Consider the following 16,876-nt stretch of genomic DNA (forward strand, 5'->3'; position numbering starts at 1 on the left):
CTAGGGGCGGCCCTTTCCCTGTTTCAGGGAAGGCTGCGCTGTACCCGGGAACCCCTGCCTTCGGCCGGCGTCCGGTGGCGGCCAGGTCACGCTGGAATTCCTGCGATTTCAGCTGGTGGCGGGCGCCGAAATAAAAGGACACGACAATGCCCAGCAGCCACCACAGCGGCTCGGGCACCAGCGCCAGCCCCTGCATCCGCGCCGCGAACCACAGCGGATCGGCCATCGCCGCCACGAACAGGCCCAACGTGCCCAGCGCCAGCGCTGGGCGCGGCAGCCGGTTGACCCCATCCATCACCCGGTCGAACCAGCCGGGGCATGGCCGGGCGAATTCGGCGCCCAGCTGCGCCATCGCCTGCCCCTGCAGCGTGGCGGCGCGGCCTGCGCCGGCCTCGGCGTTTTCGCGAAACACCTGCGCGGTCTCGGCCAGCGCGTTGCGCCCGCCGCCAAAGACCAGCCCCATCAACCCCGCGATCAATCCACTGTTCAGCCCCATGCCGCCACCCTTTCGCGAAACGCTGCCTCGGAGAGGTGAAACCGGGGCGACAGGAACGCCTCGGCCCGGCGGATCCAGCCGCCCTTGCCGCCCGCTTGGCTGCGGGCATATTTGCGGCTGGCCGGACGGGCATCGCCCAGCCGGAAGTAATAGTTGCGCCGTGCCACGCCATAGGCATCGCGCAGCGCCATCGATGCTGGCGCCGCAGCGTCGCGCGCGGCGGCCAGGGTCTGCGGCCCAATCACGCCGTCCACCGTGACCCGATAGCCCATCTCGCACAGCAGTTGCTGCAGGATGCGCACCGCATTGGCCCCGGCATTGACATACATGTCGAACAGGCTGGGTTGCAGCGCGGCGGGCATCTCGCCGATGCGCGGCTTGTCGTAATAATGGGTGATGAAGATATCGGCCGCCTGCCCGGCGGTCAGCGCGTGCAGATCGGCCAGCCCAACCGCACCATCGCCGGTCAGGTCCAGTCCCAGCCGCCGCAGCGTGTGCAGGGTGACCCCATGTTTGGTCGCCCCGCCCGGATCGTCTGGGTCGTTCACAAAGCCGCCCTCGCGGGCGACGATCTCTTCGGCGATCTGGCGAACGGTCTGCATGGCGACTCACGGCTGACAAGCGTCGCAACCCTGCCGCGTCCGCGGTTAACGCGCCGCCACCGCGGCGCGCGCCGGTCTTTCCGTTTGCTGAACACCGGCCGAGGGCCGTGCCTCAGACCCGCGCCTCAGCTGTCGCCGGGTTCTCTGTACACGCCCTGTTCCTTCAGCGCGTCCACGACTTCCTTCGGCATGTAGGTCTCGTCATGTTTGGCAAGGATTTCAGTGGCCTGAAACACCCCGTTCACGTAGACCCCGGTGCCGATCATGCCCTCATTCTCGGCAAACAGGTCGGGCAGCACCCCGGCAAACACCACCGGAATCGACGCGCCGCCATCGGTGACACGGAACCGCACCTCCAGCCCCTCGCCACGCACGATGCTGTCCGCCTCGACCAGCCCGCCCAGGCGGAACACCTCGTCCGGTGCCGGCGGTTCGGCGATGATCTGGCTGGGCGCGCGGAAAAAATTGATGCCGTCGCGCATCGCATAGCCGATCAGCGCCGTGCTGACCGCCAGGGCAATGGCGGCCATCACGATCACCTGGATACGGCGTTGCTTTTTCAGTCTATTCAATGCCACCTCACGGGAATAGCGGCGCCATCATCAAACCCTCGGTCTCGTCCTCACCTAGCATCAGGTTGGCATTCTGCAAGGCTTGGCCGCTGCTACCTTTTGTCAGGTTATCCAGAACCGCGATCACGATGGCGCGGCCGTCGATCCGGTCGCCGGCGACACCGATATGAACAAAGTTCGATCCGCGCACATCATGGGTCGAGGGCGCGGTGCCGAAGGGCAGCAGTTCGACGAACGGCTCGTCGGCATAGGCCGCGCTGAACGCCTGCCAGATCGCCTGGGCATCGCCACCGACATAGGCGGTGGCCAGGATGCCCCGGTTGGCCGGCATCAGGTGCGGGGTGAACTGAACCTTGACCGGCCGGCCGGCCAGCGCCGAAAACTCCTGGTCGAACTCGCCCAGATGCCGGTGCGTGCCGCCGATTGCATAGGCGTTGTAGCCTTCGGAAAGTTCCGCATGCAGCAGGTTTTCCTTCAGCGACCGCCCCGCCCCGGAGACCGCGCATTTCATGTCGAGGATGATGTCATCGAGCCCGATCACCCCGGCCGAGATCAGCGGCCGCAGCGCGAATTGCCCGGTGGCAGCGTTGCAGCCGGTTCCAGCCACCAGCCGCGCGCCCTTGATCTGGTCGCGGTAAAACTCGGTCAGGCCATAGACCGCCTCTTGCTGCATCTCCAACGCGGCGTGATCGTTGCCGTACCACTTTTTATAGGCGGCCGGATCGCGCAGCCGGAAATCGGCGGACAGGTCGACGATTTTCAGCGTCTTGGGCAGGTCGCGGATGACCTCCTGGCTGGTCTTGTGCGGCAATGCGCAAAAGCACAGGTCGATCCCGGCAAAGTCGATCTCTTCGATCTTGCACAGCGCCGGCAGGTCCATGTGGCGCAGATGCGGGAACACCTCGGCCATGGTCATGCCGGCCTTACGTTCGCCCGACAGCGCCACGATCTCCAGGTTCGGATGCCCGGCGATCAGCCGGACCAGTTCGGCACCGGTATAGCCGCTGGCGCCCAGGATTGCGATTTTATGGGTCATGTCAGCCCCTTATTCATTGTGTCTTGGCATATCATCACCCGCCTGCCGTAGTCCTGATCTGGACCATGCCGCGGGATCTTAGGCAAATCGGACCCTCCGCCAACCGGCGGTCAGGCCGCTTCGAACTGGATCTGTCGTCGCAGGAACCGGGTTGCCCCGTCGCTGACCCGACGCGGATCGCCGGTGGTCAGGTAACCCGGCGCGCCGCTGCCCAGCATGTCGGGGTGGCGCGTCAGATAATCGGCGAGGCTGGAGGCCACCAGGTTGGCCTGGCTGTAGACCTTCACATGCGCGCCCAGCGCCGCCTGGAACACGTCCTGCATCAGCGGGTAATGGGTACAGCCCAGTACCGCCGCCTCGGGATTGGGCATCTTGCGTTTCAGCGCGTCGACATGCGACCGCACCAGCGCCTCGGCCAGGATCATGTCGCCGTCTTCGATGGCATCGACCACGCCACCGCAGGCCTGCGCCTCGACATCCACGCCGATGGCGCGGAAGGCCAGTTCGCGCTGAAACGCCCGGCTGGCCACGGTCGCGGGTGTCGCGAACAGGGCGACATGTTTCACCTCGACCTCGCGCGGCGGGGAATTGTCGCCCCATTGCCGCTCGGTCAGCGCCTCGATCAGCGGCACGAAGACACCCAGCACCCGCTTGCCCGGCGGCAGCCCGCCCTCTTGCATCCGGCGCAGCGCAGCGGCCGAGGCGGTGTTGCAGGCGAGAATCACCAGGTCGCAACCGGCCTGCCACAGCCGCTCTACCGCGACACGGGTCAGCGCGCAGATATCATCGGCGTCCCGCACCCCATAGGGCGCATGGGCGCTGTCGGCAAAATAGATGAAATCTATCTCCGGCAGGCGCTTTTGCACGGCATCAAGGACGGTCAGGCCGCCCAGGCCGGAATCGAATACTCCAATTGCCATCTATACTCAGGCGCGATGCCGTTCCTCGAATTCATAACCGATTTCGTCAGCACGAAGCGGTTTCGGAGACAGGTCATACGTCGCTTTGCGCAGGAAATCCATCATCGCCTTCGAGTCCTTGCGCAAGGGGTCCAGAACCTCGCGCCCGATCGGTTGGCCGACCACGATGTCAACCGGTGTATCCACCCGCTTGCGGAACTCCTTGATCAGCAGCCCCATGCGCAGTGTGGTGTGCAGATGGCTGGCGATCTGGAACAGGCGCGAGGTGTGGCCGTCGAAGAAGACCGGCACCACCACGGCGTCGGATTTGCCGATCATCCGCGCGGTGAAGCCGCGCCAGCCCGGATCCATCGGGGTGGAAAACACCCGCGCTGAGGTTGAAACGGTGCCGCCGGGAAACACGCCGATCGCACCGCCCTCGCCCAGATAGGTCAGCGCCTCCTTGCGGGTGGCGAGGTTCATCGCCAGCGCCTCTTTGGTCTCGTCAAAGGCGATGGGCAGGATCACCCGGTTCAGATCCTCGGCCTTGCGAAAGACATGATGCGCAAGAATGCGGAAATCGCCACGCACAAGCGACAGGATATGCCCCATCATCAGCCCGTCGAGGATGCCATAGGGGTGATTGGCAATCAGGATCACCGGCCCCTGGCGCGGGATATTGTCCAGCGACCCGCCGGTGACATTCAGGCTCAGCCCGTAACGTTCGACAATCACCGACCAGAAATCGCGGCCAGCGGCAACTTCGGCCTCGTAGCCGCTGGCGCGCCGGATCAGTTTCAGGCGGCCCGTCGAATTCTCCATCAGGCGGATCACCGCGCGGCCGCCCTTGGTGGCGGCCGAATGAGCATAGGAAATATCCCGTGCGATATGGCGACGCGTTGTCATCTGCGGCGTTCCCAAAGCCTCCATCCGCACTCAGCGGTCAGAATGTTCTGCCGTAATCCTGTTACAAGACCGTGACAAAACTATTCCGCTGCGCGCGCGGTCTCCGTACCACCGTGCCGGATCACCGCAAGCAGTTCTTCGCGCCGCTTGGCCGCCTTGGTTTCGTTTTTCATCTTCACCGGGCCAAAGCCGCGGATTTCCAGCGGCAGCCGCGCCAGGGCGAGGATGGCATCCCGCGTCTGGGTGGTCAGCTTCGGCAGGACCTCGGCGAGGTCGCGTTCATACTGCTTGATCAGCGCCCGCTCCATCCGCCGTTCGGCGGTATAGCCAAACGGGTCCAGCGGCGTGCCGCGCAGCCCCTTCAACCGCGCCAGCAGGCGCAGCGGCCGTTCCATCCACGGGCCGAATTCGCGTTTTTTCGGCCGACCATCCGTGGTTTTACCACCCAAAACCGGCGGCGCCAGGTGATAGGTCATGCGAAACTCGCCATCGAACTCGGCCGCCGCCTTGTCGCGGCTGGACAAAAGCAGCCGCGCCACCTCGTATTCATCCTTGTAGGCCAGCAGCTTGTGATAACCCAGCGCCACCGCTGCCCTGAGTTCGGCATCGGCGATGCCATCGACCAGCTTGCGATAGCGCTTGGCCAGCCGCTTGCCCTGATAGGTGGTCAGATGCGCGGCACGAAAGGCGATCTTCTCCTCGGTCGTCTTCGGCAACTGCACCACTTTCGGCGCGAGCAGCTGCGCCGCTTCCTCCGGGTGCAGCACCGCCCAGCGCCCGATCTCGAAGGCGCGCTGGTTGCGCTCCACCGCCGCGCCGTTCAGATCCAGCGCCTGCATGATCGCCGCATGGCTCAGCGGGATCAGCCCGCGCTGCCAGGCGGCGCCGAACAGCATCATGTTGGAAAAGATCGAATCGCCCAGCACCGCCTTGGCCAGGTCGGAGGCGTCGAACAGGTCGACCCGGTCTTTCATCCGCGCTTGAAGGGCAAGCTCCAAACGGTCGAACGGCAAGGAAAATTCCGTGTTCCGGGTGAAGTCTCCGGTGATGATCTGATGGCTGTTTACCACCGCGCCGGTCTGGCCGGTGCGGGTCAGGCCCAGCGTCTTGGCGCCGGCGCTGACCACCAGGTCGCCGCCGATCAGCGCATGCGCCTCGCCGGTGGCAACGCGGATGGCGCTGATATCCTCGGGCGTTTCGGCAATGCGGCAATGGATATGCACCGCGCCACCCTTCTGCGCCAGTCCGGCCATTTCCATCATGCCGGCGCCCTTGCCGTCGATCTGCGCCGCCTGCGCCATCACCGCGCCGATGGTCACCACGCCGGTGCCGCCGACGCCGGTAATCACCACGTTATGGGTGCCGGTGATGGCGGGCAGTGCGGGCTCCGGCAGGTCGGGCAGTTCCAGTTCCACCGTCGCCGCCTTTTTCACCTTGGCGCCTTCCAGGGTGACGAAAGACGGGCAAAACCCCTTGAGGCATGAAAAATCCTTGTTGCAGGACGATTGGTCGATGGCCCGCTTGCGGCCCAGCTCGGTCTCGGCCGGGACAACGGAGACGCAGTTCGACTGCACCCCGCAATCGCCGCAGCCCTCGCAGACATCGGTGTTGATGAATACCCGCTTGTCGATATCCGGGAAACTGCCGCGCTTGCGCCTGCGACGCTTTTCCGCCGCGCAGGTCTGGATGTAAAGGATCGCGGAAACCCCCGGAATCTCGCGATATTTCTTCTGCACCGCATCCATGTCGGCGCGTTCGTGCCATTCCAGCCCCTTGGGAAACCCGTCGCGCGCCGGTTCTTCCTTTTCGTCATAGACCACGGCGACATGCTGGATGCCCATTGCCTTCAGCTCGCGGGCGATGCGCGGCGCGTCCAGGTCGCCCTCGTTATGCTGCCCGCCGGTCATGGCGACGGCATCGTTATAGAGGATCTTGTAGGTGATATTGGTGCCCGCCGCGATGGCGGCGCGGATCGCCTGCACCCCGGAATGGTTATAGGTGCCATCGCCCAGGTTCTGGAACACATGCGGCGTTTTCGAAAACGGCGCCTCGCCGATCCAGTTGGCCCCCTCGCCGCCCATATGGGTAAAGCCCAGGGTGTCGCGGTCCATCCATTGCGCCATGTAGTGACAGCCGATCCCGGCATAGGCGCGCGAGCCATCGGGCACCCGGGTCGAGGTGTTGTGCGGACAGCCGGAGCAGAAATAGGGCAACCGTGCCGCCATATCCTCGGCATTGTCATTGCGCCGCGCCTCGGACAGCGCGCGCAGCCCAGCCTGCACCCCCTCGGTATCGCGCCCCTCTTCGATCAGGATGCCGCCCAGCTTTTCGGCAATCATGATCGGGTCCAGCGCGCCGCGGGTCGGGAACAGCTCGTCCCGGTGCATGCCGCCGGCGCCGCCCCGGTACCAGCCATAGACCCGCCGGCCGCGGCGATCGTCGAAAATAGCCTCTTTGATCTGCACTTCGATCAGCTTGCGCTTTTCCTCGACCACCACGATCAGGTCCAGCCCCTCGGCCCAGTCGTGGAAACTGGTCATGTCCAGCGGGAAGGTCTGGCCGATCTTGTAGGTGGTGATGCCCAGGCGCTCGGCCTCGTTCTCGTCGATGTTCAGCAGCGACATGGCATGGGTCAGGTCCAGCCAGTTCTTGCCGGCGGCAACAAAGCCGATCTTGGCCCCCGGCTTGCCCCAGACCCGCCGGTCGATGCGGTTGGCGCGGGCGAAGGCCTCGGCCGCGAAGCGCTTGTAATCGATCACGCGGGCCTCTTGCGCGTGTGGCGTATCCACCAGCCGGATATTCAAACCACCTTCGGGCATGGCGAATTCCGGGATGGCCAGCGACATCCGCTGCGGATCGCCATCGACCACCGAGGTCGCCTCGACCGTGTCTTTCATCGTCTTCAGACCAACCCAAAGCCCGGAAAACCGCGACAGGGCAAAGCCGTAGATGCCGTAGTCAAGGATCTCCTGCACCCCGGCGGGGCTGACGATCGGCATATAGGCATCCATCAGCGCCCATTCCGACTGATGCAGCACCGTCGAGCTTTCGCCGGTATGGTCGTCGCCCATCGCCATCAGAACGCCGCCCAGCGCGCTGCTGCCGGCCATATTGGCATGGCGCACCACATCGCCCGAGCGGTCCACGCCCGGCCCTTTGCCGTACCACAGCCCGAACACGCCGTCGAACTTGCCCTCGCCGCGCAGTTCGGCCTGTTGGGCGCCCCAGAGCGCGGTTGCGGCCAGATCCTCGTTCAGCCCGAACTGAAAGGTGACATCATGCGCCGCCAGATGTTTGGCCGCACGGGTCATCTGCATGTCAACCGCACCCAAGGGCGAGCCGCGATAACCGGTGACCAGCCCGGCGGTGTTATGGCCGGCGGCGCGGTCGCGCGCCTTCTGCATCAGCATCAGCCGCACCAGCGCCTGCGTCCCGTTCAGCAGGACAGGGCTTTTCTCAAGATCGAAACGGTCGTTGAGCGAGATTTTCTGAGTGCTCATTTGCTGCCTCCCCAGCCGGTTCGGTTGCACAACTTGCGAACAATAATAGGTCAAAATAACTGACCTGCATAGGTAAAAGTTTGAAGTTTCGCCCCGGACACATCAACAGGTGCATCTCGTCCGTGCCTCGCCTATATAGACCGCAGCTTAGGCAAGCACAGAATTTGGCAAAAGAACGAGATCCAGAAAATGGACTGGGACAAGCTTAGAATCTTCCACGCGGTTGCCGATGCCGGCTCGCTTACCCACGCCGGTGACCGGCTGAACCTGTCGCAATCGGCGGTCAGCCGTCAAATACGCGCGCTGGAGGAAAGCTTGAACACCACGCTGTTCCACCGGCACGCCCGCGGCCTGATCCTGACCGAACAGGGCGAATTGCTGTTCGACGCCACGCGCTCGATGACCAAGCGGCTGGATGCCGCCGCCGCCCGCATCCGCGACAGCGAGGACGAGGTGTTCGGCGAGCTGCGCGTCACCACGACCACCGGGTTTGGCACGCTCTGGCTGGTGCCGCGCCTGCCCAAGCTCTATGAACGCTATCCCGGTCTGAAAATCGACCTGATGCTGGAAGAACGCGTGCTGGACCTGCCGATGCGCGAGGCCGATGTCGCCATCCGGATGAAAGAGCCCAGCCAGGCCGAACTGATCCGGAAACGCCTGATGACGGTGCAGATGCTGCTCTATGCCTCGCGCGACTACATCAGCGAAATCGGCGAACCGAAAGAGCTGGAGGATATCACCAGCCACCGGCTGATCTGCCAGAACACGAATTCCGCCCAGGTCGCGGCGGGCGCCGCGCTGGTACAACATCTCATGACCTACAATCCCGCCTCGCTGCTGACGGTGAACAACTATTTCGGCGTGCTGCAGGGGGTGATCAACAATCTGGGGATCGGCGTCCTTCCCGATTACCTGGTCGAGGATTTCCCCGAGCTTGTCCGGGTGTTGCCGCAGATCGAATCGGCGGATGTGCCGGTTTTCCTGGCCTATCCCGAAGAGCTGCGGCAATCGCGGCGGGTCTCGGTTTTCCGCGATTTCGTGCAGGAAGAGATTATTGCACACCGCAAACAACTGCGGCTGATGGGAAAACTCTAGAGTTGCAAAATGAGCATAGCAGAAATGCTGCAACTGCGGCATTTTGGGCCTTGATCAGACAAAGTGCGATCACTAAATCGGCTTTTGAAAGCAGAAGCGCTTAACCGCGCATCACTTTCAACCTCCCTGTTGGACTTAGGCCGAGCTTAGTGCTCGGCCTTTTTTTTGCCGCGCCACCGGCCTTGCTGGCCGGAAACCAGGGCTTTGGCCCTTTCCCCGCCCCCGGCCATGTCATACAAGCGGCGGGCAAAGAAGCGGGGATTTCACAGCAGATGACGGAACCAGCGATCACGCCAGAACTGGTCGAAGCGCACGGGATCAAACCCGATGAATATGCCCGGATCCTGCAGATCCTGAATCGCGAGCCGAACTTTACCGAACTCGGCATCTTTTCGGCGATGTGGAACGAACATTGTTCCTATAAATCCTCGAAGAAATGGCTGCGCACCCTGCCCACCGAGGGCCCCCAGGTGATCTGCGGCCCCGGCGAGAATGCCGGCGTCGTCGATATCGGCGACGGCCAGGCCGTGGTTTTCAAGATGGAGAGCCACAACCACCCCTCGTATATCGAGCCCTACCAGGGTGCCGCCACCGGCGTGGGTGGCATCCTGCGCGACGTCTTCACCATGGGTGCCCGTCCGATTGCCGCGATGAACTCGCTCTCCTTTGGCGAACCGCCCCACCCCAAGACCCGGCAGCTGGTGCATGGCGTGGTCGAAGGCATCGGCGGCTATGGCAACTGTTTCGGCGTCCCGACGGTGGGCGGCGAGGTGCGCTTCCACCCCGCCTATAACGGCAACTGCCTGGTCAACGCCTTTGCCGCCGGGCTCGCCGATGCCGACAAGATCTTCTACTCCGCCGCCAGCGGCGTCGGTATGCCGGTGGTCTATCTGGGGGCCAAGACCGGGCGCGACGGGGTCGGCGGCGCCACCATGGCCAGCGCCGAATTCGACGATACCATCGAGGAAAAGCGCCCCACCGTCCAAGTCGGCGACCCGTTCACCGAAAAACGCCTGATGGAAGCCTGCATGGAGTTGATGCAGACCGGCGCGGTGATTTCGATCCAGGATATGGGGGCCGCCGGGCTGACCTGTTCCGCGGTCGAGATGGGCGACAAGGGCAAGCTGGGCATCCGGCTGGACCTGGAAAAGGTGCCGGTGCGCGAACGGAACATGACCGCCTACGAGATGATGCTGTCCGAGTCGCAGGAACGCATGCTGATGGTGCTGCGCCCCGAAAAAGAGGCCGAGGCCAAGGCGGTGTTCGACAAATGGGACCTCGACTTTGCCATCGTCGGGGAAACCATCGACGAGGACCGTTTCCTGATCATGCTGGACGGTGCGGTCAAGGCCGACCTGCCATTGTCCAAACTCTCCTCGGAAGCGCCCGAATACGACCGCCCCTGGCAGGAGACCGCCAAGGCCGAAGCGCTGGCCCCGGTGCCGCAGGTCGACCCGGTCGATGCGCTGAAAGCGTTGATTTCCTCGCCGAACTACGCCGCCAAGCAATGGGTCTATGAACAATACGACACCATGGTCATGGCCGATACCGTCCGCACCCCCGGCTTGGGCGCCGGGATCATCCGGGTACACGGCACCGACAAGGCGCTGGCCTTCACCTCGGACGTGACCCCGCGCTATGTCAAGGCGAACCCGGTCGAGGGCGGCAAGCAGGCGGTGGCCGAGGCCTATCGCAACCTGACCGCGGTGGGCGCGGTGCCGCTGGCCACCACCGACAACATGAATTTCGGCAACCCGGAAAAACCCGAGATCATGGGCCAGTTCGTCGGCGCGATCAAAGGCATCGGCGCGGCCTGCAGCGCGCTGGACATGCCGATCGTGTCGGGCAACGTGTCGCTGTATAACGAAACCGATGGCGCAGCGATCCTGCCCACCCCCACCATCGGCGCGGTCGGCCTGATCGCCCATGTCGATGACATCATCGGCTGCGATGTCCGCGACGGGCACGAATTGCTGGTGATCGGCGAAACCCACGGGCATCTGGGCCAATCCGCCCTGCTGGCCGAGATCTTTGGCCGCGAGGACGGCGATGCGCCGGCGGTCGATCTGGCCGCCGAAAAGCGCAATGGCGATTTCATCCGCGCCAACCGCAAGCTGATCCGTGCCTGCACCGACGTGTCGGATGGCGGCATCGCGCTGGCCGCCTTCGAACTGGCCGAAGCGGCCGGCGTGGGCCTGCATATGGACCATCAGCACGACGACGCCTTCCTGTTCGGCGAAGACCAGGGCCGCTATCTGGTGGCGTGCAATTTCGACGCTGCCGAGGCGCTGATGACCGCCGCCGGCCAGGCCGGTGTGCATGTCGCCTCGGTGGGCAAGTTCACCGGCCAGAGCCTGCGCATCGGCAACAGCGAGGCGCCGATGGAGGAACTGTCGGCGCTGTATCGGGAGAGCTTTGCCAAGGCGGTGGGCTGATGGCGCAGCGGTTGGTGCTGCATGTCGGCGACTGCAAAACCGGCTCGACCATCCTGCAGACCATGCTGGGCAACGGCGACTGCCGCCCCGAACGGCTGTGCCTGTTCACCCCCGGCAACGGCGTGCACGGGGCGTTGGCGCGCAGCTTGGGCGACCGCAAGTCGCTGTATCCGGCCCGCTGGAAAGGGGCGGCGCGACGGCTGGCCGAGGCCGAATGGGACGTGGCGGTGCTGTCTTCGGAACTGTTCGAGTTCATCGCGCCGCAGGCCGTGGCCGAGGCGCTGCGCACGCATCTGCCGCAATATTGGGACAGCACCACCGTGGTTGCCTATATCCGCCCGCATATGGGACGGGCGCTGTCGCAATTTGCCGAGAACGTGAAGCTGGGGCATGAAATCGGAGATTTTCCCGATTTCGTCGCCCGCTTCGAACAGGTCGGGCGACTGAATTATGCCAAACGCCTGGCCCGCTGGCGCGATGCCTTCGGCGACCGTCTGGTGGTACGTCCGTTCCTGCGCGACCGGCTGCAACGCCGCGATGTGCGGCACGACTTCCTGTCGCTGATCCTGAACGGCGACGACTACACGCTGGCCGATAGCGGGCAGGATGACAATGCCTCGCTGCCGCTGGCCGACCTGGCGCTGATGCGGATGATTCAACAGCGGTTCCACGCCAGTCCTGACATTCCCGACGACAATCGCGTCACGTTCGGCAAGCAGTTCGGACGCCTGCTGCGCGACCTGCCCTCGCCGCGCCCGGCGGACAAGCTGCGGCTGCCGCGCGCGGTTTATGACCGGCTGTATGACGATTGCCGCGCCGATGCCGAACGGATGGACGCCGAATGGTTCGGCGGCCCCTGTTTCCTGCCCGAACTGGAAGCGGCGCGTGACACCGTGACCGACAGTGACCAAAGCCTCGCCGCCGAGGACCATTTCGATCCCGAAACGCTGCGCCTGGTCACCGCATGGGCCGAGCTGATCCAGCGCCAGATGCGGGACGAGCCGAAACAGTTCGGCCCGCGCCTGCGCGGGTAGCGCCTGCGCGGGCGGTCGGGTTACAGGTAATCCGACCGCTGCAGCCCGTATTTCGCCATCTTCTCGTTCAGGGTCCGGCGCGGCAGGCACAGCTCGTCCATCACCGACGCGATCGAGCCCTTGTGGCGCCGCATGGTATTGTCGATCAGCATCCGCTCGAAGGCTTCCACATATTCCTTCAGCGGCTTGCCCTCGGTGGTCATCACCGGTTGCATCTCTTCGTGATCCGACATCAGCAGCGACGCGATGGTGCCCGAGCCGCGCCGCGACTGCAGCACCGCGCGTTCGGCGATGTTGATCAGCTGGCGCACATTGCCCGGCCAGGGCGCCTGCAGCAGCTGTGCGGCCTCCTGCGCCGAGACCTGCGGCGCGTCGCAGCCATATTCCTCGGCGAATTGTTCGCTGAGGCGGGTGAACAGCGTCAGGATGTCCTCGCCCCGCTGGCGCAGCGGCGGCACGGTGATGCGCAGCGCCGCCAGGCGGTAGAACAGGTCGGGGCGCAGCGCGTCCTCGCAGGTGCGCCCGGCCTCCTGCAGGTTGGAAATGGCGATGATCCGGGTCTCGGCCGGGGTGCCCTGTTCGTTGATCACGCTCAGCAGCTTGGCCTGCAGCGTGTCCGACAGCGCCTCGATATCCTCCAGCACCAGGGTGCCGCCGCGCGCCTCTTCCACCGCGGGCAACTGCCCGTCCTCGGGCCGCATCGGTCCGAACAGGCGGCGCGACAACGCGTCTTCCTCGAAGGCGGCGCAGCTGATCAGCACGAATTTCTTGCCCGCGCGGCTGCCCACCGCGTGCAGCGCATGCGCCACCAGCGTCTTGCCAGTGCCGGTTTCGCCGTCGATCAGCACATGCCCGTCGGCCTGCCCCAGGTCGAGGATATCCTCGCGCAGCCGCTCCATCACCGGGCTGGCGCCGATCAGCTTTTTCATGATCTGGGTGCCGCCCGACATCTCCTGGCGCAGCGCCCGGTTGTCCATGGTCAGCCGCCGCGCGCCGGTGGCGCGCTTGGCCAGTTCTGACATCCGGTCGGGGTTGAACGGCTTTTCCAGGAAATCGAAGGCACCGACGCGCATCGCCTCGACCGCCATCGGCACGTCGCCGTGACCGGTGATCATGATCACCGGCAGCGCGCTATCCGAGCCCATCAGCTTTTTCAGGAACTGCATCCCGTCCATGCCGGGCATCTTGATATCCGAGATGACGATGCCGGGATAATCCGGCCCCAGCACCTTCAGCGCGTCCTCGGCGCTGGAAAAGGTTTCGGTATCGTATCCGGACAGTGCAAGCCACTGGCTGATCGACTGGCGCATGTCCTGTTCGTCATCGACAATCGCGATCTTCATCGCCTGAGCCATTTTGCGTCACCTCATGTCATTCGGCGGCTTCCAGGCCGCCTTCCAGTATCGGCAGCTGCATTTCGAACACCGCCCCGCCGCTGCGCCCGTTGCGGGCGGTCAGACGGCCTCCGTGGTCGTTCACGATCCCCGAGGAAATGGCAAGCCCCAGGCCAACGCCGTCACCCGGCTGCTTGGTGGTGTAGAACGGTTCGAAAAGCGACTCCAAATCCTCGATGCCTTCGCCATTGTCACGCACGGTCAACGTCACCGTCTGCCCCGCGGCGAGTATGATCTCGACCTCCGGGTCATTCACTGATTTGGTGGCGTCCAGCGCATTGCGCAAGAGGTTCACCATCACCTGCTCCAGCCGCATCCTGTCGCCCATCACCAGCGCCGGTTCATCCGGCAGGATCCGGGTGATGTGCACCTGCCGCTGGCGCAGTTGCGGCTCCATCATGCCAAGCGCCGAAGCCAGCGCATCGCCCATGTTTACAGGGGCAAATTTCTCGCCGCCCTTGCGGGCATAGCTTTTCAGCTGGCGGGTGATGGCGCCCATTCTTTCAATTAGATCGTCAATGCGCCCGAACGAGGCCAGCGCCTCTTCCGGCCGGTTCCGGCGCAGCAGCAGGCGGGCCCCGGCGAGGTAGGTTTTCATCGCCGCCAGCGGCTGGTTCAGCTCGTGGCTGACGGCCGCCGACATCTCGCCCAGCGCCGCCAGTTTCGAGCTTTGCGCCAGGCTCTGTTCGGTCACCGCGAGGGTCTCCTGGACCCGTTCACGTTCGGCGATTTCCCGCTGCAGACGGACGTTTAGTGCGCGAAGTTCTGCCGACTCGCGCTGGAACAGCGCCATGCGCAGCGCGGTCTTGCGGCTGAGCGCGTAGAAGGCCAGCGCCAGCAGGATGGCAAATCCCATGATCTCCAGCGCCAGCACCCCGTTCACACGCTCGCGGATCGAGTTGTAGGTGGTGAACGAGGTCATCTTCCAGCCGCGGAAGGGAATCCGCGTCTCCATCCGCATCACCGCCTCGCCCTGGATATAGGTATCGGGTGGCAGGTTGGTCCAGTCGGCCGTGGCCTGGATCGCCCGCTCGATGGCGTTCTGCGGCGTGTGGCGCACCAGCGCCGCCTCTTCGGTCAGCCCGCGCCAGCGCGGTTCGGTGGCCAGCACGATATGCCCGGTGCTGTCGACCACCAGCACCGCGTCGGAAATCCCCGCCCAGGCGCGTTCGAACTTGGCCAGGTCGACCTCGGCCACGATTACGCCGGGGGCCGCGTTCGCGCCTTCCATGCGCCGGGAATAGGTAAAGCGATAGCCACCGGATTCGCGCGGAATAACCGAAAACACCGTGGAACTCGACCGGATAGCATTGACGAAATAGGGCTCGCTGCGGTGGATCGACCCCAGCCGGTTGCGATCGGTTGCCGCCACCGTGCGCCCGTCGCCATCCAGCAGCATCAGCGAGGCGGCGCTGATCTCTTCGACAAACGAGATCAGCCGCTGGGTCGACTGGCTGTAATCGTTCGAGTTCAACGCGCCGATCAGCGCCGGATCACGCGCCAGCAGCTGCGGCACGATGGCGTTGCGGCGCAATTCGCTGACCAGGTTGCCGCCATAGAGCGCCAGCCGCAGCTCGGCGCGGTTGCGGGTGCTTTCGGTGAACCGGTCGGTCAGCATCCGGTTGGTGGTCCAGACCGTCACCACCGCCGCCACCAGCAACACAAGCAGGGCCAGCCGCACCCGCCAACTGAGGGTGTCGGTGCGCGGCCAGATCAGGCTGGACGGTTTGTTGTTTCGCGGCTCCTGCATAAGCAAAGGCTACGCCTGCGCGCGCCCGGGCTCAAGTCATGCCGGTGCAAGCACCCCGGTCAATGCGCGGAACATCGCGGCCCCATCGGTGCCGCCATGGCCCGCATCCGCCGCCCGTTCCGGGTGCGGCATCATCCCCAGCACCCGCCGGTTGGCCGACAGGATGCCGGCGATATCGTCCCGCGACCCGTTGGGATTTTCGGTATAGGTGAAGGCCACCCGGTCTTCGCCCTTCAGCCGCGCGATGGTGTCGTCATCGGCAAAATAGTTGCCGTCGTGATGGGCGATCGGGATGCCCAGAACATCGCCGGCATTGTAGCCCTCGGTAAAGGCGCTGGCCGAGGTTTCCACCTTCAGGCCGACTGTCTTGCAGATGTATTTCAGATTGGCGTTGCGCAGCAATGCGCCGGGCAGGATGCCGGTTTCGGTCAGCACCTGAAAGCCGTTGCAGATGCCCATGGCATAGCCGCCGCGTTCGGCATGGGCCACCACCGCCTGGCAGATCGGCGAGCGGGCGGCAATCGCGCCGCATCGGAGATAGTCGCCAAACGAGAACCCACCGGGAATGCCGACAATATCGATGTCCTTGGGCAGGTCGCTGTCCTTGTGCCAGACCATGGTCACATCGGCGCCTGCGGCCTCGAAGGCCACCGCCAGATCCCGGTCGCAATTCGACCCCGGAAACACCACCACTGCTGCTTTCATGCCTGCTCCTTCTCGGATCGCGGCCCTCGGCGCCCGGACTGCGCCTCTGCGCTTGGGCCTGCGGGGGCGGGATGACCGGCAGAAACCACAATCATTGCGACGAGTCCAGCCAAGCTTGGCCGCCCTGCCCGGCCCAGACCGGTCGAACGCTCACCACGTTGCAAGTTGCGGCGCGGCCTCAGCCCATCTCGACGCTGTAGCTTTCGATCACCGTGTTGGCGAGCAGCTTCTCGCACATCTCGGTCACCTGCGCCTCGGTGGCGCCCTCGGCGAGGTCCAGCTCGATCACCTTGCCCTGCCGCACGCCGTTGACGCCGTCAAAGCCCAAGGCCCCCAGCGCGTGGCGCACCGCCTCGCCCTGCGGGTCCAGAACCCCGTCTTTCAGCATCACCCTGACAGTTGCGCGCATGATTGGCCCCCTTCGCTTCGGGCTGTGGATTGCGCAGGGGCGG

14 protein-coding genes are annotated in these 16,876 nt (G+C 64.7%); 3 read left to right on the forward strand and 11 right to left on the reverse strand.

The genetic code is table 11. The features are described 5' to 3' along the window. The 7 genes from CVM52_RS06680 to CVM52_RS06710 all read right to left on the reverse strand — a co-directional run. A partial coding sequence (locus tag CVM52_RS06680; protein ID WP_100161736.1) for a holin family protein occupies nt 1-496 on the reverse strand: 496 nt, incomplete at its 3' end. After that, on the reverse strand, nt 487-1,098 hold the full coding sequence (locus CVM52_RS06685; protein ID WP_100161737.1) for a holin-associated N-acetylmuramidase: 612 nt from the start codon (nt 1,096-1,098) through the stop codon (nt 487-489). The genes CVM52_RS06685 and CVM52_RS06680, both read right to left, overlap by 10 nt. A 125-nt stretch (nt 1,099-1,223) precedes the next feature. Continuing rightward, nucleotides 1,224-1,676 (reverse strand): cytochrome c maturation protein CcmE, encoded by a 453-nt coding sequence (gene ccmE / locus CVM52_RS06690; RefSeq protein ID WP_100161738.1) that lies wholly within the window; start codon nt 1,674-1,676, stop codon nt 1,224-1,226. Between the two features lies 1 nt (nt 1,677). After that, the gene (argC, locus tag CVM52_RS06695; protein ID WP_100161739.1) at nt 1,678-2,706 is read right to left on the reverse strand and encodes an N-acetyl-gamma-glutamyl-phosphate reductase; all 1,029 of its coding nucleotides are present in this window, start codon (nt 2,704-2,706) and stop codon (nt 1,678-1,680) included. A gap of 110 nt (nt 2,707-2,816) precedes the next feature. Continuing rightward, nucleotides 2,817-3,626 carry a glutamate racemase gene (locus CVM52_RS06700; RefSeq protein ID WP_100161740.1) on the reverse strand — a complete coding sequence of 270 codons (810 nt, stop codon included), beginning with the start codon at nt 3,624-3,626 and terminating at the stop codon, nt 2,817-2,819. Between the two features lie 6 nt (nt 3,627-3,632). Continuing rightward, entirely contained in the window at nt 3,633-4,511 is an 879-nt protein-coding gene (locus CVM52_RS06705; protein WP_100161780.1) for a lysophospholipid acyltransferase family protein, read from the reverse strand. 80 nt (nt 4,512-4,591) lie between these two features. Beyond that, nucleotides 4,592-8,011, reverse strand: a complete 3,420-nt coding sequence (locus CVM52_RS06710; RefSeq protein ID WP_100161741.1) for an indolepyruvate ferredoxin oxidoreductase family protein — start codon at nt 8,009-8,011, stop codon at nt 4,592-4,594. A gap of 189 nt (nt 8,012-8,200) precedes the next feature. Between CVM52_RS06710 and CVM52_RS06715 the strand changes: the two genes are divergently transcribed. The 3 genes from CVM52_RS06715 (at nt 8,201) to CVM52_RS06725 (ending at nt 12,575) form a co-directional block, all read left to right on the forward strand. Next, nucleotides 8,201-9,106: a LysR family transcriptional regulator gene (locus tag CVM52_RS06715; protein ID WP_100161742.1), complete on the forward strand. Its 906-nt coding sequence runs from the start codon at nt 8,201-8,203 to the stop codon at nt 9,104-9,106. A 272-nt stretch (nt 9,107-9,378) separates the two neighbouring features. Continuing rightward, nucleotides 9,379-11,541: a phosphoribosylformylglycinamidine synthase subunit PurL gene (purL, locus tag CVM52_RS06720; RefSeq protein WP_100161781.1), complete on the forward strand. Its 2,163-nt coding sequence runs from the start codon at nt 9,379-9,381 to the stop codon at nt 11,539-11,541. Further along, nucleotides 11,541-12,575: a hypothetical protein gene (locus CVM52_RS06725; RefSeq protein WP_100161743.1), complete on the forward strand. Its 1,035-nt coding sequence runs from the start codon at nt 11,541-11,543 to the stop codon at nt 12,573-12,575. The genes purL and CVM52_RS06725 overlap by 1 nt, the downstream gene beginning before the upstream one ends. A 20-nt stretch (nt 12,576-12,595) precedes the next feature. Here the strand turns inward: CVM52_RS06725 and CVM52_RS06730 are convergent, their stop codons facing one another. The 4 genes from CVM52_RS06730 to purS form a co-directional block, all read right to left on the reverse strand. Beyond that, entirely contained in the window at nt 12,596-13,930 is a 1,335-nt protein-coding gene (locus CVM52_RS06730; RefSeq protein WP_100161744.1) for a sigma-54-dependent transcriptional regulator, read from the reverse strand. Nucleotides 13,931-13,946: 16 nt separating this feature from the next. Then, nucleotides 13,947-15,719 (reverse strand): sensor histidine kinase, encoded by a 1,773-nt coding sequence (locus CVM52_RS06735; protein WP_100161745.1) that lies wholly within the window; start codon nt 15,717-15,719, stop codon nt 13,947-13,949. Nucleotides 15,720-15,755: 36 nt separating this feature from the next. Continuing rightward, a complete protein-coding gene (purQ, locus tag CVM52_RS06740; protein ID WP_100161746.1) occupies nt 15,756-16,424 on the reverse strand; it encodes a phosphoribosylformylglycinamidine synthase subunit PurQ in 669 nt (222 codons plus the stop codon). Between the two features lie 178 nt (nt 16,425-16,602). Beyond that, nucleotides 16,603-16,833, reverse strand: a complete 231-nt coding sequence (gene purS, locus CVM52_RS06745; RefSeq protein WP_100161747.1) for a phosphoribosylformylglycinamidine synthase subunit PurS — start codon at nt 16,831-16,833, stop codon at nt 16,603-16,605. Nucleotides 16,834-16,876 lie beyond the last annotated feature (43 nt).

It is taken from the genome of Pseudooceanicola lipolyticus (assembly GCF_002786325.1).
GTDB classification, from domain to species: domain Bacteria; phylum Pseudomonadota; class Alphaproteobacteria; order Rhodobacterales; family Rhodobacteraceae; genus Pseudooceanicola_C; species Pseudooceanicola_C lipolyticus.